We start from the raw sequence: 20486 nt of genomic DNA, 5'->3' as shown, positions 1-20486 counted from the left end.
GGCGCTTGAGGCGCGGGGTCTGGGGCGGAGCACCAGGTCTTGCAGCCCCGCCGGCGTTCGAGGCGCGGGGGTGCGGGGGCGGAGCCCCCGGAAGGGGTCCGGGCAGAGCCCGGGGAACGGTGGAAGGGCGGGTAGGGGACCGCTCCGCGCAGCGGCCCCCGTCCCGCTTCGCTACTTGGCCGTCGCCCGCTTGGCCGGCTTGCCCGCCGGCTTCGCCGCGGAAGCCTTGGATCCGGCCCCGGAACGGGCCTCGGCCCCGGCGCTGGCGCCTGCCTCCGCTTCGGCTCCCGAGCCGCCCTCGGCCCCGGTGCCGGGCTCGGCACCGGCACCGGCCGCGGCACTGGTGCCGGGCTTGGCGCTGGGATCAGCTCCGGCACCGGCCGCAGCGCCGGCGCCGGGCTTGGCGCCGGCCGAGGCGCTGGCGCCGTTGGCCGGTTTGGTCCGGGTCGGGGCCGACGCGTGGAGGCGGGTGACGCCGAACTTCAGCGATGCCTCGTACGTGTTGTCCGGATCCAGCCGGCGCAGCTCCTCCGCCAGCAGCTCCGCCGTGTCCCGGCGCTTGAGCGCCACCGCGCGGTCCGGCTGCCCCGGCATGCACAGCGTCGCCAGCGCGCCGTCCGCCCGGTCCAGGACGATCACGCCGTCCTTGGTCTCCAGCCGTACGGCGGTCAGCCCGGGCCCGTCCGACAGGGTCCGCTCGACCGGGACCCCGAGGCGGTCCGCCAGCCACATGGCCAGCAGCTCGCAGCTCGGGTTCTCGTCCTCGCCCTCGACGGTCGCCGAGACCACCGACACCGACTGCTGGTCCAGCGCGGCGGCCAGCATGGAGCGCCACGGGGTGATCCGGGTCCACGACAGGTCCGTGTCACCCGGCCGGTACGCCTCCGCCCGCAGGCCGAGGGCCCCGATCGGGTCCTCGGCGGAGTACGTGTCCGTGATCCGGCGCTGCCCCAGCGCGCCCAGCGGGTCGCCCGCCAGGTTCCCGGGGGCGCCCTCCGGCCACCAGACCACCACGGGGGCGTCGGGCAGCAGCAGCGGCAGCACGACCGACTGGGCGTGGTTGACCAGTTCGCCGTGCAGGCGCAGCACCACCGTCTCCCCGGTGCCGGAGTCCGCCCCGACGCGGATCTCCGCGTCGAGACGGGCGTCGCGGCGGCTGCGCGGGGAGCGGCTGACCCGCTTGACCACGACGACGATCCGCGAGGGGTGTTCGTGGGACGCGTCGTTCGCCGACTTGAGCGCGTCGTACGCGTTCTCTTCGTCGGTCACGATCACCAGCGTGAGGACCATGCCGATGGCCGGCGTACCGATGTCCCGGCGCGCCTGCACCAACGCGGCGTTGATCTTGCTGGAGGTGGTCTCCGTGAGGTCGATCTTCATGGCCGGCGCCAGCTCCGTCCGTCTCGTGCGAGCATCTCGTCCGCCTCGACCGGCCCCCAGGTGCCCGCCGCGTACTGCGCGGGCTTGCCGTGCTTGTCCCAGTACTCCTCGATCGGGTCGAGGATGTTCCAGGAGAGCTCGACTTCCTGGTGACGCGGGAAGAGGTTCGCGTCGCCGAGGAGGACGTCGAGGATGAGCCGCTCATAGGCCTCGGGGCTGGACTCCGTGAAGGACTCGCCGTAGGCGAAGTCCATCGTGACGTCCCGGACCTCCATGGAGGTGCCCGGTACCTTCGAGCCGAAGCGCACCGTCACGCCCTCGTCCGGCTGGACCCGGATGACCAGGGCGTTCTGCCCCAGTTCCTCGGTCGCGCCCGACTCGAACGGCAGGTACGGGGCCCGCTTGAAGACCACCGCGATCTCCGTCACCCGGCGGCCCAGGCGCTTGCCCGTGCGCAGGTAGAAGGGGACGCCCGCCCAGCGGCGGTTGTTGATCTCCAGGCGGATGGCCGCGTAGGTGTCGGTCTTCGACTTGGGGTCGATGCCGTCCTCTTCGAGGTACCCGACGACCTTCTCGCCACCCTGCCAGGCCGCCGAGTACTGGCCGCGCACGGTGTGCTTGCCCAGGTCCTCGGGGATCTCCACGGCGCTGAGCACCTTCAGCTTCTCCGCGACCAGCGCCTTGGGGTGGAAGGAGCCGGGCTCCTCCATCGCCGTGAGCGCCAGCAGCTGGAGCAGGTGGTTCTGGATGACGTCGCGGGCCGCGCCGATGCCGTCGTAGTAGCCGGCCCGGCCGCCGATGCCGATGTCCTCGGCCATGGTGATCTGGACGTGGTCGACGTACGACCGGTTCCAGATCGGCTCGAACATCGTGTTGGCGAAGCGGAGCGCCAGGATGTTCTGGACGGTCTCCTTGCCGAGGTAGTGGTCGATCCGGAAGACCTCGTCACGGGGGAAGACCTCGTGGACGACCTGGTTGAGCTCTTCCGCGCTCTTCAGGTCGTGGCCGAAGGGCTTCTCGATGACGGCGCGCCGCCAGGAGCCTTCCTTCTGCGCCAGCCCGTGGTTCTTGAGCTGCTGGACCACCTTGGGGAAGAACTTCGGCGGCACCGAGAGGTAGAAGGCGAAGTTGCCGCCCGTGCCCTGGGCCTTGTCGAGTTCCTCGATCGTCGACTTGAGCGTCTCGAAGGCCGCGTCGTCGTCGAACTCGCCCTGCACGAACCGGCAGCCCTGCACCAGCTGCTGCCAGACCTCCTCACGGAAGGGGGTGCGCGAGTGCTGCTTGACCGCCTCGTACACCTCCTGGGCGAAATCCTCGTCCTGCCATTCACGGCGGGCGAAACCGATCAGCGAGAAGCCCGGAGGCAGCAGGCCGCGGTTCGCCAGGTCGTAGACGGCGGGCATGAGCTTCTTGCGCGACAGGTCACCCGTAACGCCGAAAATGACCAGGCCGGACGGCCCCGCGATGCGCGGGAGCCGCCGGTCCTGTGCGTCACGAAGCGGGTTCGCTCCGTTTACCGACAAAATACTCAGTCCTCCGCGGGGGCGAGGCGCTTCAGCTCCGCCTCGGTCGACTTCAGCAGGTCGTTCCACGACGCCTCGAACTTCTCGACGCCTTCGTCTTCGAGCAGCTGCACCACATCGTCGTACGAGATGCCGAGCTTCGCGACCGCGTCCAGCTCGGCGCGCGCCTGCTCGTAGGTGCCGCGGATGGTGTCGCCGGAGACCTCGCCGTGGTCGGCGGTGGCCTCCAGGGTCGCCTCCGGCATGGTGTTCACGGTGCCGGGCGCGACCAGGTCCACCACGTACAGGGTGTCCTTGTACGCCGGGTCCTTGACGCCGGTCGAGGCCCACAGCGGGCGCTGCTTGTTGGCGTGCGCCTTGTCCAGGGCCGCCCAACGCTCGGAGGAGAAGACCTCCTCGTACGCCTCGTAGGCCAGACGGGCGTTGGCGAGGGCCGCCTTGCCCTTCAGGGCCTTGGCCTCGTCGGTGCCGATGCCGTCCAGGCGCTTGTCGATCTCGGTGTCCACGCGGGACACGAAGAAGGAGGCGACCGAGTGGATCTTGGAGAGGTCCAGGCCCGCGGCCTTGGCCTTCTCCAGGCCCGCCAGGTACGCGTCCATGACCGCGCGGTAGCGCTCCAGCGAGAAGATCAGCGTGACGTTGACGCTGATGCCCCGGCCGATGACCTCGGTGATCGCGGGCAGGCCGCCCATGGTCGCCGGGATCTTGATGAGCGTGTTCGGGCGGTCCACCAGCCAGGCCAGCTGCTTGGCCTCGGCGACGGTGGCCTTGGTGTTGTGGGCCAGGCGCGGGTCGACCTCGATCGAGACCCGGCCGTCCTGGCCGTCGGTGGCGTCGAAGACCGGCCGCAGGATGTCGGCGGCGTCGCGGACGTCCGCCGTGGTGATCATGCGGATGGCTTCCTCGACGGTCACTTTGCGGGCGGCGAGGTCCGAGAGCTGCTGGTCGTAACCGTCGCCCTGGCTGATGGCCTTCTGGAAGATCGACGGGTTGGTGGTGACACCGACCACGTGCTGCTGGTCGATGAGCTCGGCCAGGTTGCCGGACGTGATGCGCTTGCGGGACAGGTCGTCCAGCCAGATCGCCACGCCCTCGTCGGAGAGGCGCTTGAGTGCGTCTGCCATGGGATTACATCTCCTACTGGTTCAGGTGCCGGTCGTCAGCGCGCGGCGGCGGCGATGGAGGCCTTGGCGGCTGCGGTCACGGCTTCGGCGGTGAGGCCGAACTCGCGGAACAGGACGGCGCCGTCGGCCGAGGCACCGAAGTGCTCCAGCGAGACGATCCGTCCCGCGTCCCCGACGTAACGGTGCCAGGTCAGGCCGATGCCCGCCTCGACCGCGACTCGGGCCTTGACGGAAGGCGGCAGCACGCTGTCCTTGTACTCCTGGGACTGCTCCTCAAACCACTCGACGCAAGGCATCGAGACGACCCGGGCGGGCACGCCCTCGGCCTGGAGCGCCTCGCGCGCGGCGACGGCGAGCTGGACCTCGGAGCCGGTGCCGATCAGGACGACCTCGGCGGGACCGCCCTCGGCCTCCAGCAGCACGTAGCCACCCTTGACCGTGTCCTCGTTGCGCTCGTACGTCGGCACGCCCTGGCGGGTGAGCGCCAGGCCGTGAGGGGCGCCCTTGCCGAACACCTTGGTGTGGCGCCGCAGGATCTCGCGCCAGGCGACGGCGGTCTCGTTCGCGTCCGCCGGGCGGACGACGTTCAGACCCGGGATGGCGCGCAGCGAGGCGACGTGCTCGACCGGCTGGTGGGTCGGGCCGTCCTCGCCGAGGCCGATGGAGTCGTGCGTCCATACGTACGTCACCGGCAGGTGCATCAGGGCGGAGAGGCGGACGGCGTTGCGCATGTAGTCGGAGAACACCAGGAAGGTGCCGCCGTAGATGCGGGTGTGGCCGTGCAGCGCGATGCCGTTCATGACCGCGGCCATGGCGTGCTCGCGGATGCCGTAGTGGATGGTGCGGCCGTACGGGTCGGCCTCCGGCAGCGGGTTGCCCACCGGCAGGAACGAGGAGGTCTTGTCGATGGTCGTGTTGTTGGAGCCGGCCAGGTCGGCCGAGCCGCCCCACAGCTCCGGGATGACCGCGCCGAGCGCTTCGAGGACCTTGCCGGAGGCGGCGCGGGTGGCGACGCCCTTGCCGGGCTCGAAGACGGGGATCTTGTCCTCCCAGCCCTCGGGCAGCTCGTTGGACTCGATGCGCTCGAAGGCGGCGGCGCGCTCCGGGTTGGCGGTGCGCCAGGCGGAGAAGTCCTTCTCCCAGGCGGCGCGGGCGTCGCGGCCGCGGTCCCCCAGACCGCGGGTGTGGGCCAGGACCTCGTCGGAGACCTCGAAGGTCTGCTCCGGGTCGAAGCCGAGCACGCGCTTGGTCGCGGCGACCTCGTCACCGCCGAGGGCCGAGCCGTGCGCGGCCTCGGTGCCCTGGGCGTGCGGGGCGGGCCAGGCGATGATCGAGCGGGCCGCGATGAAGGACGGGCGGCCGGTCTCGGCCTTGGCGGCCTGGAGGGCGGCGAACAGCGCCTTCGGGTCGAGGTCGCCGTTCTCCTGCTGCTCGACGCGCTGGACGTGCCAGCCGTACGCCTCGTAGCGCTTCATGGTGTCCTCGGAGACGGCCGTCTCCGTGTCACCCTCGATGGAGATGTGGTTGTCGTCCCACAGCAGGACCAGGTTGCCGAGCTTCTGGTGGCCGGCCAGCGCGGACGCCTCGTGGGAGATGCCCTCCTGGAGGCAGCCGTCGCCCGCGATCGCGTAGACCATGTGGTCGAACGGGGAGGTGCCCGGGGCCGCCTCCGGGTCGAACAGGCCGCGCTCGTAGCGGGCGGCCATGGCCATGCCCACCGCGTTGGCGACGCCCTGGCCCAGCGGGCCGGTGGTGGTCTCCACGCCGGCCGTGTGGCCGTACTCCGGGTGGCCGGGGGTCTTGGAGCCCCAGGTGCGGAAGGACTTGAGGTCGTCCAGCTCCAGGCCGAAGCCGCCCAGGTAGAGCTGGGTGTAAAGGGTCAGGGACGAGTGCCCCGCGGAGAGCACGAAACGGTCACGGCCGACCCACTGGGGGTCCGCCGGGTCGTGCCGCATGACCTTCTGGAAAAGCGTGTACGCGGCGGGGGCCAGGCTCATCGCCGTACCGGGGTGGCCGTTCCCGACCTTCTGGACCGCGTCGGCGGCCAGGATGCGGGCGGTGTCGACGGCCCGCTGGTCCAGTTCGGTCCACTCGAGCTCTGGGGTGGTCGGCTTGGTGCTCACCGTTGGTCAGGGCTCCTCTCCACATGTTGTTTTGCCGGTGACGAACGGTGACACCGGCGCGATTCCGAGCCTACCCCCGCGAGGCCGTGCGGCTATTCGAGTGCCGGGGATGCGTCGCCCTCCCGGTGTCCGCCGTTCACCTGCGGTCCGCCGTCGCGGACCCGGCCCTCGGTCCGATCGGCCCAACACGAGGCGACCCCCGCGCAGGGCGGAGGAAGAGCTACGTCTACAGTGGCGTGGTACGCGCAAGCCTTTACCGGCCCTTCATTTACTGAAGGGGCCGTGACGGAGCTTGCTGGATTCTCTCTCAGGGGTGTGCGTGACGGCCGTCGAATCCCGTCCAGCGGGGGTGCTCGGGACGAGCTCCGGTCACCGGCCGTTCGGGGCCCGGGCCATGGCTTTCGTGGCTTTGACCAAGCCGCGGATCATCGAACTTCTGCTGATCACCACAGTGCCGGTGATGTTCCTCGCCGAGCAGGGCGTGCCGTCGCTGTGGCTGGTGCTCGCCACCTGCTTCGGCGGCTACCTCTCCGCGGGCGGCGCCAACGCGCTGAACATGTACATCGACCGCGACATCGACGCGCTGATGGACCGCACGTCGCAGCGCCCGCTGGTGACCGGCATGGTGAGCCCGACCGAGTGCCTGGTCTTCGGCATCTCCCTCGGAGTCGCCTCGACCCTGTTCTTCGGCCTGCTGATCAACTGGCTGTCGGCCGCCCTCGCGCTCGGCGCGCTCCTCTTCTACGTGGTCGTCTACACGATGCTGCTGAAGCGGCGCACCGCGCAGAACATCGTCTGGGGCGGGATCGCCGGCTGCATGCCGGTGCTCATCGGCTGGTCGTCGGTGAAGAACGAGGTCTCCTGGGCCGCCGTCATCCTCTTCCTCGTCATCTTCTTCTGGACGCCGCCGCACTACTGGCCGCTGTCCATGAAGGTCAAGGACGACTACGCGCGGGTCGGCGTGCCGATGCTGCCGGTGGTGGCGGGCAACAAGGCCGTCGCGCGCCAGATCGTCCTCTACAGCTGGGTGATGGTGGCGGTCTCGCTGCTGCTGACCCCGCTGGGGTACACCGGCTGGTTCTACACCTCGGTCGCCCTGCTGGCCGGCGGCTGGTGGCTGTGGGAGGCGCACGGGCTGAGCGCGCGGGCCAAGGCCGGGGTGACGGGTGCGAAGCTCAAGGAGATGCGGCTGTTCCACTGGTCGATCACCTATGTGTCGCTCCTCTTCGTCGCCGTCGCCGTGGATCCCTTCCTCCGCTGATTACTCGCCGGTAGCATGCCCTCCATGGCAGAGACCGCGGACACCGCACCCACCGCAGACAAGAAGCAGGAACGTAAGGCCGCGAAGCTGGCCAGGCAGATCGGCGCGTTCGCCGGGAAGCACGGCGGCGCCGAGGGCCAGCTCGCGCACATCGGCCAGGCCGGCACCCGGATCGTCCTCGTGGGCACCGACGGCGCCTGGGGCGACCTGGTGGCCCCGACGTACGCCGTGGCCGAGCTGGCCGCCGAGCAGGCCGGGCTGACCCTCCACGAGGAGTTCGACGGCGAGTTCGCCGCCCGGGTGAAGACCGGCCCCTACGAGTGGACCCGGATGGCCGGCATCCAGCTCGGCGGCCCCGCCAACCCGGCCGCCTGAGGACTTCGAACGCGGGTCGGTCAACAGAGCGGGCAATACTTCACACCCCGCTCACCCGTTAGGACGTGTGGAAGCCGCTTCCTCACGTCCGCAACGGGATGCCCGGATGATCGAAACGCCGCCCCTGGTGGACCAGTACTGCCAGGGAGTGCTCCGTACGGAGCTGGGACTGGCCACCTTCGAGGCCCAGCTGACCGGCTCGGTCGGCCCGCCCGCCCCGGGCACCACCTTCTTCGACACCCAGACCGGCTTCGCCGTACGCCGCTGGTGCCCGCCGCTGCTCGGCCTGGAGCCGCACTGCGCGCCCGCCCGCTACCTGGCCCGGCGGCGCGAGCTGGGCGCGTCCGAGACCGCCAGGCGGCTGCTGCGGGGCTCGGGGACCGGGGCGTACCTCGTCGACACGGGCGCCTGGGGGGACCTCACCGACCCCAAGGAGCTGGCCCTCGCCGGGGACGCCGAGGCCTTCGAGGTGGTCCGGCTGGAGTTGCTGGCCGGGCAGGCCGCCGACACCTCCGGGACCGTCGCCGCCTTCCTCGCCAACCTCGCCGCGGCCGTCCACCACGCCGCCGCGGCGGCCGTCGCCTTCGCGTGCGGGACCCGCACCGGCTTCGCGGCCGCCCTGGCCGCCGACCCGGGGCCGCCCGGGCCCGGCGAGGTACGGGGGGCGGCCGAGAGGTGGCTGGCCGCGCGGACCAGGGGAGCGGAGCCACGGGACCCCGTACTCCTGCGGCACCTGCTGTGGAGCGCGGTGACCTGCGGGCTGCCGCTCCAGCTGCACACCGGCGGGGCCGACCCCGGGCCGCTGGCCGGCTTCGTACGGGCCACCGAGGGCCTGGGCGCGCGGCTCGTGCTGCGCGGCGGGTACCCGTACCACCGGCACACCGCCGGCCTGGCGGCGGCGTACCCGCACGTCCACGCCGACCTCGGCCCGGTCCTCGTACGGACGGGGCCGCGGGCCGGAGCCGTCCTGGCCGAGCTGCTGGAGCTCGCGCCCTTCGGCAAGCTGATGTTCTCCAGCGGCGGGCGGAACCTGCCCGAGCTGCACGCCGTCGGCGCGCTGGTGTTCCGCGAGGCGCTGGGCCGGGTCCTGGGCGGCTGGGTCGCCGAGGGGGCCTGGTCCTGGCAGGACGCGCAGCGCGTCGCGGGGATGCTCGCGGCGGACAACGCCCGGCGCGTCTACCGGCTCGGAGAGCGGGGCTGACGGCGCCGGGCCGCGGGGCCGCGGATCAGACCGCCGAGAGCTGTTCCCCGTCCCGCGCCGGGCTCTCCTGCGGCTGCTCGGCGGAGCGCTCGCGCAGGGCGAGGGCCACGCGGAGCACCGAGATCCACACCAGGCAGGAGCCCAGCATGTGCACGGCCACCAGCACCTCGGGCAGCTGCGTGAAGAACTGCACGTAGCCGACGGCGCCTTGGGCGAGCAGGACGACCAGCAGGTCGCGGGCGCGCGCCCGGGTGTCCGCCGGGGCGTCCACCACCCGCAGCACCAGCCACATGGCGACGGCGAGCGCACAGACCAGCCAGGCGGCGATCGCGTGCACGTGGGCGGTGGCCGCCCAGTCGAACGGCATCCGCTTGATCTCGCTCTTGTCACCGGCGTGCGGACCGGAGCCGGTCACGACCGTGCCCGCCGCGATCAGCACGAGGGTGGTGGCGATCAGCGCCCAGGACAGCTTGCGCACCGGTGCGGGCACGCGCGGCCGGGGGGCGCCGTCGCCCTCGCGGGTGCGCTGCCAGGAGACGGTGGTCACCGCGATGAGGCCGGTGGCGAGCAGGAAGTGGCCGGCGACGCTGTACGGGTTGAGCCCGGTCAGGACGGTGATGCCGCCGAGGACCGCGTTGCACATCACCACGGCGAACTGGATCCAGCCGAGCCTGGTCAGCGAGTGCCGCCATGGCTTGGCCGCACGGGCCGCGAGGATGAACCAGCCGACGGCCGCGGACAGCACGTACGTCAGCATCCGGTTGCCGAACTCGATGGCTCCGTGGAAGCCCTGGGCCTGCGTGACGACGAGGCTGTCGCCGGTGCACTTGGGCCAGGTGTCGCAGCCGAGACCGGAGCCGGTCAGCCGCACCGCGCCGCCGGTGACGATGATGGCCACGCTCATCAGCAGCGCGGCGGACGCGGCCCTCCGGACGGTCCGGGGTGACGGCGTCCAGCGGTCGGCGATGTATGCGAATGGGTTCAACACGGCGCCTATCGTATGCGGCGCCTTGTGCAAAGTTTCACGAGGGGGTGCCGGCCGGTGAGCCGGGCCCGGTGACCAGGCGGAACGCGGCCCCGGCCGGGTCGCCCTCCTCGTGCCACCACACGAGGACCCGCCACGGGACGCCCTCACCGGGCCGCAGCGGCGACTTCGCGAACCCCCGCACCAGCCCGCCCCCCACCTCCGCGGCGGTCCGCCCCCGCACCTGCGCCGACCCCTGCCACGGAGCCGGCTGCACGCTCCACAGCCCGTCGGGGCCGCGTACCTCGACCCGCCACACCGCGAGCCACGGGGTGACCTCCAGCATCGTGGCCACCTGCTCGGCGTCCAGCCCCAGCCGGGCCCCGATCCCGGCCTCGGGCAGGCCCCGGATGCGGGCGGCCACCACCGCCTGCGGCAGCAGCCGGTCGGGCAGCAGCCCCCCGCCCCGCAGCCCCGCCAGCGCGTCGGGGTCCAGGAAGCGCAGCCGCAGCTCCAGCTGGCGGCCGACGTGGTCCAGGGCCTCCTCGGCCTCCCGCGCCTCCTCGGGCGAGGGCGCGGCGAGCAGCAGCCGGCGGAACCCGGCCTCGGCGTCCACCGCCCAGGCGACCGCCTCGGCGGCCGAGCCCAGCTCCGCGAGCCGGTCCGCGAGGAACACCTTGGCCTGCGCGAGCCCCCGGCGGTTGACGGGATCCTCCTGGTCGAGGCCCGCCCAGACCTCGACGGCGGTCCGCGTCAGGTCGCGGGCGCGCTCGCCGGCCGCCCGTTCCATCACGCCCGGGCCGTTCCCGGCGCCCCCGCCCAGCGGGTGCCGGGGCAGCCGGGCCCCGTCGCTCAGCGGCCAGGCCAGCCAGACCCCCTGGTTGATCAGACCCCGGGCGTACCAGCGGGCGTACTCCGGCGCGTGCGGCGCGGCCCGCCGCGCGTGGCCGAGCCCCTCCTCGACGGCGGCCAGCGCCCCGGCCCGGTCCCCGCCCCCGAACCGGCGTGCCGCGAGGTCGCCCAGGCGCAGCCCGAGCCGGGCGGCGCACTCGGGGTCGGTGCGGGCGGGCTCGCGCAGCGCGCCGATCAGCTCCCGCAGCAGCCGCTCGCTCTCGGCGGGCCCGGCGTGCGCCTCCCCCGACCTGATCCGCGCCCACTGTTCGTCCAGCCGCAGAGCGGCCTCCCGCTGCGCCATGCCACGCCCCCCGGCGTCCCGGTCTGTGGAGGCTGGTCAACCTCCCGGAGGCTGGTCATCCTCCCGACGGGCCAACGACCAGGAGGGTGGATTCACTCCCAGCGGAACAGCTTCGCCGCGGCGCCGAGGCCCAGGACCGCCCAGCCGGCGAGTACGGCCGCGTCGCCCCACGGCAGCGCGGCCCCTTGCTGGAGCACCTCGCGCAGCCCGTCGGACAGCGCCGAGATCGGCAGCAGGCCGAGGACGGCCTGCACCGCGCCGGGGAACTTCTCCAGCGGCACGATCACCCCGCCGCCGACCAGCAGCAGCAGGAACACCAGGTTCGCCGCGGCCAGGGTCACCTCGGCCTTGAGGGTGCCGGCCATCAGCAGCCCGAGCCCGGAGAAGGCGGCCGTGCCGAGCAGCAGCAGCACCGCGACCGACAGCGGGTTCCCGTGCGGGGACCAGCCCAGCGCGAGCGCGATCACCGTCAGCAGGGCGACCTGGAGCACCTCGGTCACCAGCACCGACAGGGTCTTGGCGGCCATCAGCGCCCAGCGCGGCAGCGGGGAGGCGCCGAGCCGCTTGAGCACCCCGTAGCGGCGGTCGAAGCCGGTGGCGATGGCCTGGCCGGTGAAGGCGGTGGACATCACGGCGAGCGCGAGGACGCCCGGGGCCAGGAAGTCGACGGCCGCGCCCGTTCCCGTGTCGACGATGTCCACGGCGGAGAAGAGGGTCAGCAGCAGCGCCGGGATGATCACGGTGAGCAGCAGCTGCTCCCCGTTGCGCAGGAGCATCCGGGTCTCCAGCGCGGTCTGCGCCCGGATCATCCGGGCGACCGGCGCGGCACCGGGCCGGGGGGTGAACGTACCGGCGCTCATGCGCGCAGCTCCTTACCGGTCAGCTCGAGGAAGACGTCCTCGAGGGTGTGCCGCTCCACCGAGAGGCTGTCGGGCAGTACGCCGTGCTGGGCGCACCACGAGGCGACGGTGGCCAGCAGCTGCGGGTCCACGTCGCCGGTGACCCGGTACGCGCCCGGGGTGAGCTCGGCGGCGTGCGTGCCGTCGGGCAGGGCCTTCAGCAGCGAGGCGAGGTCGAGGGAGGGGCGGCCGGTGAAGCGCAGGGTGTTCTCGGCGCCGCCGCGGCACAGCTGCTCGGGGCTGCCGTGGGCGATGACCTTGCCGGCGTCCACGATGGCGACCTCGTCGCAGAGCTGCTCGGCCTCGTCCATGTGGTGGGTGGTGAGGACGACGGTGACGCCGTCGGCGCGCAGTTCCCGTACGAGGTCCCAGGTGGCGCGGCGGGCCTGCGGGTCGAGTCCGGCGGTGGGCTCGTCCAGGAAGACCAGTTCCGGGCGGCCGACGACGGCCATGGCCAGGGCGAGCCGCTGCTGCTGGCCGCCGGAGAGCCGGCGGTACGGGGTGCGGCCGCAGCCGTCGAGGCCGAGGCGCTCCACCAGGCCGCCGACGTCGAGGGGGTCGGCGTACAGCCCGGCCATGTGGCGCAGCATCTCGACGGCGCGGGCGCCGGAGTAGACCCCGCCGGACTGGAGCATCACGCCGACGCGCGGGCGCAGCCGCTCGGCCTCGGCGACCGGGTCGAGGCCGAGGACGCGGACGGTGCCGGCGTCGGGGCGGTGGTAGCCCTCGCAGGTCTCCACGGTGGTGGTCTTGCCCGCGCCGTTGGGGCCGAGTACCGCGGTGACGGAGCCGCGCGCGACGGTGAGGTCCAGGCCGTCCACGGCGGTTTTGGGGCCGTACCGCTTCACCAGTCCGCGGATCTCCACGGCGGGGTCGTTGCTCATGGTGAGTGAGTCTACGGAGCCCCGGATGGCGGCCGGACACCGCTCTTTTCAGCCGTGTGGTCCTGGGCGGCCCCGCGGCTTTCGGTGACTTTTTCCGGAACCTGACGCTCAGCCCCCGGGGAGCCGCCGTGGGTGCAGGTCCGCTGGTGGGGGCCGTTTCCCGGGGTACGGGCGGCGCCGCGCGGGAAAGCGGAATGACATATACCGTTTAACTCTCCGTAGATAAATAAGGTAACCCTTAGTGATGGACGCCACCGGACGTGGCCTCCGTCACGGCTTGTCGGGGCTCAGGTAATTACGCAACAATGGCGTTGTGAAAAACGGCGAACGGATCAGTGAGGCCCCCCAGGGGGAGCTCGCGACCGGGGAGCGGTCAACCCGCAACCGGGTCGCGCGGTCCATCCTGGACCACGGCCCCTCCACCGTCGCCGACCTCGCACAGCGCCTAGGCCTCACCCAGGCCGCCGTCCGCCGCCACCTCGACACGCTCGTCGCCGACGACGTGGTCGCACCCCGTGAGCAGCGCGTGTACGGCACGCGCACCCGGGGCAGGCCCGCCAAGGTCTTCGCGCTCACCGACTGCGGCCGCGACGCCTTCGACCAGTCCTACGACACCCTCGCCGCGGACGCCCTGCGCTGGATCGCGCAGTCCGTCGGCGGAGGCGAGAAGGGCGAGGCGGCCATCGCCGCCTTCGCGAGGGCGCGGATGGAGACGCTGGCGCAGGGCTACCGGGAAGCCGTGGAGGCGGCCGCGCCCGCGGCCCGCACCGAGGCCCTGGCCAGGGCGTTGACCGCGGACGGGTACGCTGCTACGGCGAAGAGCGCTCCCGGTCCGCACAGCGGTGAACAGCTCTGTCAGCACCACTGCCCGGTCGCACACGTCGCCGAGCAGTTCCCGCAGCTCTGCGAGGCGGAGACCGAGGTCTTCTCCCGCCTGCTCGGGACGCACGTGCAGCGACTCGCGACCATCGCCCACGGCGACGGGGTGTGCACCACGTTCATCCCGCGCGGCGCGAGCGCCACACAGACCGACACATCAGTATCTGCAAGTACGGCCGGGAGGAACCCCGCATGACCACGGAGACTGCTCACCCTGAGCTCGATGGCCTGGGCACCTACGAATACGGCTGGGCCGACTCCGACGCGGCCGGTGCCGCCGCCAAGCGGGGTCTGTCCGAGGACGTCGTCCGCGACATCTCGGCGAAGAAGTCCGAGCCGGAGTGGATGCTGAACCTCCGCCTCAAGGGCCTCAAGCTGTTCGACAAGAAGCCCATGCCGATGTGGGGCTCCGACCTCTCCGGCATCGACTTCAACAACATCAAGTACTTCGTGCGCTCCACCGAGAAGCAGGCCGCTTCCTGGGAGGACCTGCCCGAGGACATCAAGAACACGTACGACAAGCTCGGCATCCCCGAGGCGGAGAAGCAGCGCCTCGTCGCCGGTGTCGCGGCCCAGTACGAGTCCGAGGTCGTCTACCACCAGATCCGCGAGGACCTGGAGGAGCAGGGCGTCATCTTCCTCGACACGGACACCGCGCTCAAGGAGCACCCGGAGCTCTTCCAGGAGTACTTCGGCACGGTCATCCCGGTCGGCGACAACAAGTTCGCCTCGCTGAACACGGCCGTGTGGTCGGGCGGATCCTTCATCTACGTCCCCAAGGGTGTCCACGTGGACATCCCGCTCCAGGCCTACTTCCGCATCAACACGGAGAACATGGGCCAGTTCGAGCGGACGCTGATCATCGTCGACGAGGACGCCTACGTCCACTACGTCGAGGGCTGCACCGCCCCGATCTACTCCTCGGACTCGCTGCACAGCGCCGTGGTCGAGATCATCGTGAAGAAGGGCGGCCGCTGCCGCTACACGACCATCCAGAACTGGTCGAACAACGTCTACAACCTGGTCACCAAGCGCGCCGTGGCGTACGAGGGCGCGACCATGGAGTGGATCGACGGCAACATCGGTTCCAAGGTCACCATGAAGTACCCGGCCGTCTACCTCATGGGCGAGCACGCCAAGGGCGAGACCCTGTCCATCGCCTTCGCGGGCGAGGGCCAGCACCAGGACGCCGGCTCCAAGATGGTGCACATGGCGCCGAACACCTCCTCCAACATCGTCTCCAAGTCGGTGGCGCGAGGCGGCGGCCGCACCTCGTACCGCGGTCTGGTCGAGATCGGCGAGGGCGCCGCGGGCTCCAAGTCCAACGTGCTGTGCGACGCGCTGCTGGTCGACACCATCTCCCGCTCGGACACGTACCCCTACGTGGACGTCCGCGAGGACGACGTGACGATGGGCCACGAGGCCACCGTCTCCAAGGTCTCCGACGACCAGCTCTTCTACCTGATGCAGCGCGGCCTCACCGAGTTCGAGGCCATGGCCATGATCGTGCGCGGCTTCGTCGAGCCGATCGCGAAGGAGCTGCCCATGGAGTACGCGCTGGAGCTCAACCGGCTGATCGAGCTGCAGATGGAGGGGTCGGTCGGCTAGTCCCCGGCCGTCCCGCACGCAGCACATTCTTTGACGTAGGAAGAGAGCAAGACGACAGCCATGGCTGAGCCTCAGAACATCCCGGCGGGCTCCACCACCGCCGGCGCGATCGCGGTGGCCGCCGAGTCCACCGTCGCCACCCGGATGAGCGCGCCCCCGTCCTTCGACGTGGCCGACTTCCCCGTTCCGCACGGCCGCGAGGAGGAGTGGCGGTTCACCCCGCTCGCCCGCCTCAAGGGCCTGCACGACGGCACCGCGGTCGCCAACGGCACCATGAAGGCCCAGATCGACGCCCCCGAGGGCGTGACGGTCGAGTCCGTCGAGCGCGGCGACGAGCGGATCGGCAAGGCCGGCGTCCCCGTCGACCGGGTCGCCGCCCAGGCCTTCTCCTCGTTCGCCAAGGCCACGGTCGTCACCGTGCCCAAGGAGACCGTGCTCGCCGAGCCCATCCGGGTCTCGCTCCACGGTGAGGGCGGCACGACCTTCGGGCACACCGTCTTCGACATCAAGCCCTTCGCCGAGGCGATCATCGTGATCGACCACACCGGTGACGGCGTGCGCGCCGCCAACGTCGACATCCTCGTCGGCGACGGCGCCAAGGTGACCTTCGTGTCCGTCCAGGACTGGGACGACACCGCGGTGCACACCTCGCAGCACAACGCCCTCATCGGCCGCGACGCGAGCTTCAAGTCCGTGGTCGTGACCTTCGGCGGCGACGTCGTACGCCTGCACCCGCGCGTGCGCTACGCCGGCCCCGGCGGCGAGTCCGAGATGCTCGGCCTGTACTTCACGGACGCCGGCCAGCACCAGGAGCACCGCCTCCTGGTCACGCACGACGCCCCGCACTGCAAGTCCAACGTGGTCTACAAGGGCGCGCTCCAGGGCCAGGACGCCCACGCGGTCTGGATCGGTGACGTCCTCATCGAGAAGACCGCCGAGGGCACCGACACCTACGAGATGAACCGCAACCTGGTCCTCACGGACGGCGCGCGGGTCGACTCGGTGCCGAACCTCGAGATCGAGACGGGCGAGATCGTCGGCGCCGGCCACGCCTCCGCGACCGGCCGCTTCGACGACGAGCAGCTCTTCTACCTCCAGGCCCGCGGCATCCCGGCCGACGACGCCCGCCGCCTGGTGGTGCGCGGCTTCTTCGCCGAGCTCGTCCAGCAGATCGGTGTCGCGGACATCGAGGAGCGCCTCATCACGAAGATCGAGGCCGAGCTGGCGGCGGCCGTCTGATGGGCTACGTCAAGGCCTGTGCGCTGAGCGAGCTGGAGGAGAACACCCCCAAGCGGGTGGAACTCGACGGCACGCCGGTGTCCATCGTCTCCACCGAGGGGGAGGTGTTCGCGATCAACGACATCTGCTCGCACGCGAACGTCTCGCTCTCGGAGGGTGAGGTCGAGGACTGCATGATCGAGTGCTGGCTGCACGGGTCGGCCTTCGACCTGCGCACCGGCAAGCCCTCCGGTCTGCCCGCGACGCGCCCCGTCCCCGTTTACCCCGTAAAGATCGAAGGGGACGACGTGCTCGTCTCCCTCACCCAGGAGTCCTGAGGTACCCATGGCAACGCTTGAAATCCACGACCTGCACGTCTCCGTCGAAGCCGAGAACGGCGCCCGCGAGATCCTCAAGGGCGTCGACCTCACGGTCAAGCAGGGTGAGACGCACGCCATCATGGGCCCCAACGGCTCCGGCAAGTCCACCCTGGCGTACTCGCTCGCCGGTCACCCGAAGTACACCATCACCGGTGGCACCGTGACCCTCGACGGCGAGGACGTCCTGGAGATGTCCGTCGACGAGCGCGCCCGCGCCGGCGTCTTCCTCGCCATGCAGTACCCGGTCGAGGTCCCCGGCGTCTCGGTCTCCAACTTCCTGCGCACCTCCGCCACCGCCATCCGCGGCGAGGCTCCCAAGCTGCGCACCTGGGTGAAGGAGGTCAAGTCCGCGATGGAGCAGCTCCAGATGGACCCGGCCTTCGCCGAGCGCAACGTCAACGAGGGCTTCTCCGGCGGTGAGAAGAAGCGCCACGAGATCCTCCAGCTGGAGCTCCTCAAGCCGAAGATCGCGATCCTCGACGAGACGGACTCCGGTCTGGACGTCGACGCGCTGCGCCAAGTCTCCGAGGGCGTCAACCGCGTCCGCTCGACCGGCGAGGTCGGCACCCTGCTGATCACGCACTACACGCGGATCCTCCGCTACATCAAGCCCGACTTCGTCCACGTCTTCTCGGAAGGCCGCATCGTCGAGTCCGGTGGCGCCGAGCTCGCCGACAAGCTGGAGGCGGAAGGCTACGAGTCGTACAGCACGAAGGGTGGCGCGACCGCGTGACACAGCTGCCTGGCCTCCTCGACATCGAGGCGATCCGCAAGGACTTCCCCCTGCTGGATCGTGTGGTCCACGACGGGAAGAAGATCGTTTACCTGGACAACGCGGCGACCTCGCAGAAGCCGCGCCAGGTGCTCGACGCGCTGAACGAGTACTACGAGCAGCACAACGCCAACGTCCACCGCGGCGTGCACGTGCTCGCCGAGGAGGCCACGGCGCTGTACGAGGGCGCCCGCGACAAGGTCGCCGCCTTCATCAACGCGCCGAGCCGCGACGAGGTGATCTTCACCAAGAACGCCTCGGAGTCGCTCAACCTGGTCGCGAACATGCTCGGCTGGGCGGACGAGCCCTACCGGGTCGACCGCGAGACCGAGATCGCCATCACGGAGATGGAGCACCACTCCAACATCGTCCCGTGGCAGCTGCTCTCGCAGCGCACCGGCGCGAAGCTGAAGTGGTTCGGCCTCACCGACGACGGCCGGCTCGACCTGTCCAACATCGAAGAGGTCATCACGGAGAAGACGAAGATCGTCTCCTTCACGCTGGTCTCCAACATCATGGGCACGGTCAACCCGGTCGAGGCGATCGTCCGGCGCGCCCAGGACGTCGGCGCCCTGGTGCTGATCGACGCCTCGCAGGCCGCCCCGCACATGCCGCTGGACGTCCAGGCGCTCGGCGCCGACTTCGTGGCCTTCACCGGCCACAAGATGTGCGGCCCGACCGGCATCGGCGTCCTCTGGGGCCGTCAGGAGCTGCTCGAGGACCTGCCCCCGTTCCTCGGCGGCGGCGAGATGATCGAGACCGTGTCGATGCACGCCTCGACCTACGCCCCCGCGCCCCACAAGTTCGAGGCCGGCACGCCCCCGATCGCCCAGGCCGTCGGCCTCGGCGCGGCCGTGGACTACCTGTCCTCGATCGGCATGGAGAACATCGCCGCGCACGAGCACGCGATCACCGAGTACGCGGTCCAGCGCCTCCTCGAGGTGCCCGACCTGCGGATCATCGGCCCGATGACGGCCGAGGACCGCGGCGCCGCGATCTCCTTCACGCTCGGGGACATCCACCCGCACGACGTCGGCCAGGTGCTGGACGAGCAGGGCATCGCCGTCCGCGTCGGCCACCACTGCGCGCGCCCCGTCTGCCTGCGGTACGGAATTCCCGCGACCACGCGAGCGTCTTTCTATCTGTACTCCTCTCCCGCCGAGGTCGACGCGCTGATCGACGGGCTGGAGCACGTACGGAACTTCTTCGGATGACGACGAGTCGGACGACACGAGGCTGACGAGGACGCTGTGAAGCTGGATTCGATGTACCAGGAACTGATCCTGGACCACTACAAGCACCCGCACGGGCGCGGCCTGCGCGACGGCGACGCCGAGGTGCACCACGTCAACCCGACGTGCGGCGACGAGATCACGCTGCGCGTGAAGTACGACGGCGAGACGCTCACCGACGTCTCCTACGAGGGCCAGGGCTGCTCCATCAGCCAGGCCAGCGCGTCCGTGCTCAACGAGCTGCTCGTGGGCAAGGAACTCGCCGAGGCGCAGAAGATCCAGGGCGTGTTCCTGGAGCTGATGCAGTCCAAGGGCAAGATGGAGCCCGACGAGGAGATGGAGGAGGTGCTGGAGGACGCGGTCGCGTTCGCCGGCGTCTCCAAGTATCCGGCGCGCGTGAAGTGTGCTCTGCTGAGCTGGATGGCGTGGAAGGACGCGACCGCCCAGGTGCTGGGCGACGCGGAGAGGAAGACGGCATGACCGAGAACGCGACGCCCGAGGCGTCGATCAAGCCGGCCACCGAGGAGGAGGTCCGTGAGGCCCTCTACGACGTGGTCGACCCCGAGCTGGGCATCGACGTCGTCAACCTGGGGCTGATCTACGGCATCCACGTCGACGACGCGAACATCGCCACCCTCGACATGACCCTGACCTCGGCGGCCTGCCCGCTGACGGACGTCATCGAGGACCAGGCGAAGTCCGCGACGGAGGGCATCGTCAACGAGCTGCGCATCAACTGGGTCTGGATGCCGCCGTGGGGCCCGGACAAGATCACGGACGACGGCCGTGAGCAGCTGCGCGCGCTCGGCTTCAACGTCTGACCCACGCGTACGCGTGAGGGCCCCCGGCACGGTCGTGCCGGGGGCCTTCGGCGTTCCCGGGGGTTGTCCGGCGTTCTCCGAGGTTCTCCGGCGTTCTCCGGGCCGGCGGTTCGCACCGGGAGTCGGCCGCGGTGGCCGGATCCCCGGAGCGGGGGAAGGGCCGGGCGGCCTGGGTCACGCCGGGCTGACCGGCTTCCGGTCAGGGTCCGGGTCCGGGTGCGCGCTCGCCGCCAGTGACGCGGCCAGGTGCTCGCGGCGGATCCGCCGGTCCACGTACAGCAGCCCGGCGGGCAGCTGCGGGAAGGCCGGCAGCAGCACGAGGGCCGACAACGCTCCGGCGAGGCCGAACCAGGCCTGGAGCGCGTACCCGGCCGCCCCGGTGAACGCCACCGCCGGGACGGTGACGCCGAGGGTGCGCCACCACGCGCCCCGCACCAGGCGGGCCGAGCGCCGCAGCGCCGCCACCGGCCCGAGCCCCTCGAACCCGGCGGCGGTGGGCGCCAGGGCGAACAGCACCCCGAGCCACAGGGTGACGGGGACCAGCGGCAGCAGCGCGGGGGCCGGCAGCCCGGCCGCGGGGCGGCGCCCCCCGGGGGGGCCCCCCCGGGGGGGGGCCCGCCCCCGCGCCCCGCGCCCCCCCCCCGCCC

The 20486-nt window shown here is 71.3% G+C and carries 19 protein-coding genes and 1 pseudogene; 11 read left to right on the top strand and 9 right to left on the bottom strand.

What is annotated here, in order from left to right; all coding sequences use genetic code 11:
* Positions 1 to 171 precede the first annotated feature (171 nt).
* The 4 genes from opcA to tkt are packed head-to-tail and all read right to left on the bottom strand — an operon-like array spanning position 172 to position 6150.
* The gene (gene opcA, locus AB0D45_RS28980; protein WP_362464401.1) at positions 172 to 1380 is read right to left on the bottom strand and encodes a glucose-6-phosphate dehydrogenase assembly protein OpcA; all 1209 of its coding nucleotides are present in this window, start codon (positions 1378 to 1380) and stop codon (positions 172 to 174) included.
* Entirely contained in the window at positions 1377 to 2906 is a 1530-nt protein-coding gene (gene zwf, locus AB0D45_RS28975) for a glucose-6-phosphate dehydrogenase (RefSeq protein ID WP_361599261.1), read from the bottom strand. The genes opcA and zwf overlap by 4 nt, the downstream gene beginning before the upstream one ends.
* A gap of 2 nt (positions 2907 to 2908) precedes the next feature.
* Positions 2909 to 4027, bottom strand: coding sequence for a transaldolase (tal, locus tag AB0D45_RS28970; RefSeq protein WP_362464398.1), 1119 nt, complete (start codon positions 4025 to 4027; stop codon positions 2909 to 2911).
* Positions 4028 to 4062: 35 nt separating this feature from the next.
* Positions 4063 to 6150, bottom strand: a complete 2088-nt coding sequence (gene tkt, locus AB0D45_RS28965; RefSeq protein ID WP_362464395.1) for a transketolase — start codon at positions 6148 to 6150, stop codon at positions 4063 to 4065.
* A gap of 319 nt (positions 6151 to 6469) precedes the next feature.
* On the opposite strand from tkt, the gene AB0D45_RS28960 reads away from it, so the two are divergent.
* From AB0D45_RS28960 to AB0D45_RS28950, 3 genes are all read left to right on the top strand, one after another.
* Positions 6470 to 7411 (top strand): heme o synthase, encoded by a 942-nt coding sequence (locus AB0D45_RS28960; RefSeq protein ID WP_361599138.1) that lies wholly within the window; start codon positions 6470 to 6472, stop codon positions 7409 to 7411.
* 15 nt (positions 7412 to 7426) lie between these two features.
* The gene (locus tag AB0D45_RS28955) at positions 7427 to 7786 is read left to right on the top strand and encodes a hypothetical protein (RefSeq protein ID WP_362464392.1); all 360 of its coding nucleotides are present in this window, start codon (positions 7427 to 7429) and stop codon (positions 7784 to 7786) included.
* Positions 7787 to 7892: 106 nt separating this feature from the next.
* A complete protein-coding gene (locus AB0D45_RS28950; protein WP_362464389.1) occupies positions 7893 to 8987 on the top strand; it encodes an amidohydrolase in 1095 nt (364 codons plus the stop codon).
* Positions 8988 to 9012: 25 nt separating this feature from the next.
* Here the strand turns inward: AB0D45_RS28950 and AB0D45_RS28945 are convergent, their stop codons facing one another.
* The 4 genes from AB0D45_RS28945 to AB0D45_RS28930 form a co-directional block, all read right to left on the bottom strand.
* Positions 9013 to 10005: a COX15/CtaA family protein gene (locus AB0D45_RS28945; protein ID WP_362464386.1), complete on the bottom strand. Its 993-nt coding sequence runs from the start codon at positions 10003 to 10005 to the stop codon at positions 9013 to 9015.
* Between the two features lie 4 nt (positions 10006 to 10009).
* Entirely contained in the window at positions 10010 to 11146 is a 1137-nt protein-coding gene (locus AB0D45_RS28940) for a hypothetical protein (protein WP_362464383.1), read from the bottom strand.
* Positions 11147 to 11238: 92 nt separating this feature from the next.
* The gene (locus AB0D45_RS28935; protein ID WP_362464380.1) at positions 11239 to 12006 is read right to left on the bottom strand and encodes an ABC transporter permease; all 768 of its coding nucleotides are present in this window, start codon (positions 12004 to 12006) and stop codon (positions 11239 to 11241) included.
* On the bottom strand, positions 12003 to 12929 hold the full coding sequence (locus AB0D45_RS28930) for an ABC transporter ATP-binding protein (RefSeq protein ID WP_362464377.1): 927 nt from the start codon (positions 12927 to 12929) through the stop codon (positions 12003 to 12005). The genes AB0D45_RS28935 and AB0D45_RS28930 overlap by 4 nt, the downstream gene beginning before the upstream one ends.
* Before the next feature lie 313 nt (positions 12930 to 13242).
* On the opposite strand from AB0D45_RS28930, the gene AB0D45_RS28925 reads away from it, so the two are divergent.
* From AB0D45_RS28925 to AB0D45_RS28890, 8 genes are read left to right on the top strand one after another with little or no spacing between them, the layout of a single operon-like run.
* On the top strand, positions 13243 to 14004 hold the full coding sequence (locus AB0D45_RS28925) for an ArsR family transcriptional regulator (protein WP_362464374.1): 762 nt from the start codon (positions 13243 to 13245) through the stop codon (positions 14002 to 14004).
* Positions 14001 to 15416, top strand: coding sequence for a Fe-S cluster assembly protein SufB (gene sufB, locus AB0D45_RS28920; RefSeq protein ID WP_361599162.1), 1416 nt, complete (start codon positions 14001 to 14003; stop codon positions 15414 to 15416). Before AB0D45_RS28925 ends, sufB begins: the two co-directional genes overlap by 4 nt.
* Before the next feature lie 60 nt (positions 15417 to 15476).
* Positions 15477 to 16655, top strand: coding sequence for a Fe-S cluster assembly protein SufD (gene sufD / locus AB0D45_RS28915; RefSeq protein WP_361599165.1), 1179 nt, complete (start codon positions 15477 to 15479; stop codon positions 16653 to 16655).
* The gene (locus AB0D45_RS28910) at positions 16655 to 16972 is read left to right on the top strand and encodes a bifunctional 3-phenylpropionate/cinnamic acid dioxygenase ferredoxin subunit (protein ID WP_007263437.1); all 318 of its coding nucleotides are present in this window, start codon (positions 16655 to 16657) and stop codon (positions 16970 to 16972) included. Before sufD ends, AB0D45_RS28910 begins: the two co-directional genes overlap by 1 nt.
* Positions 16973 to 16979: 7 nt before the next feature.
* Entirely contained in the window at positions 16980 to 17747 is a 768-nt protein-coding gene (gene sufC / locus AB0D45_RS28905; RefSeq protein WP_361599169.1) for a Fe-S cluster assembly ATPase SufC, read from the top strand.
* A complete protein-coding gene (locus AB0D45_RS28900) occupies positions 17744 to 19000 on the top strand; it encodes a cysteine desulfurase (protein WP_361599172.1) in 1257 nt (418 codons plus the stop codon). The genes sufC and AB0D45_RS28900 overlap by 4 nt, the downstream gene beginning before the upstream one ends.
* 36 nt (positions 19001 to 19036) lie before the next feature.
* On the top strand, positions 19037 to 19498 hold the full coding sequence (sufU, locus tag AB0D45_RS28895; protein ID WP_361599175.1) for a Fe-S cluster assembly sulfur transfer protein SufU: 462 nt from the start codon (positions 19037 to 19039) through the stop codon (positions 19496 to 19498).
* The gene (locus AB0D45_RS28890) at positions 19495 to 19839 is read left to right on the top strand and encodes a metal-sulfur cluster assembly factor (RefSeq protein ID WP_361599178.1); all 345 of its coding nucleotides are present in this window, start codon (positions 19495 to 19497) and stop codon (positions 19837 to 19839) included. The genes sufU and AB0D45_RS28890 overlap by 4 nt, the downstream gene beginning before the upstream one ends.
* A 174-nt stretch (positions 19840 to 20013) precedes the next feature.
* Here AB0D45_RS28890 and AB0D45_RS28885 read toward each other — a convergent pair.
* Positions 20014 to 20486 (bottom strand): annotated as a pseudogene (locus AB0D45_RS28885) (hypothetical protein); the annotation flags it as partial.

The sequence above is a fragment of the Streptomyces sp. NPDC048352 genome (assembly GCF_040651895.1).
Taxonomy (GTDB): domain Bacteria; phylum Actinomycetota; class Actinomycetes; order Streptomycetales; family Streptomycetaceae; genus Streptomyces.
Note: the sequence above shows the minus strand (reverse complement) of the source record. Positions and strands in the feature narration are given on the sequence as shown.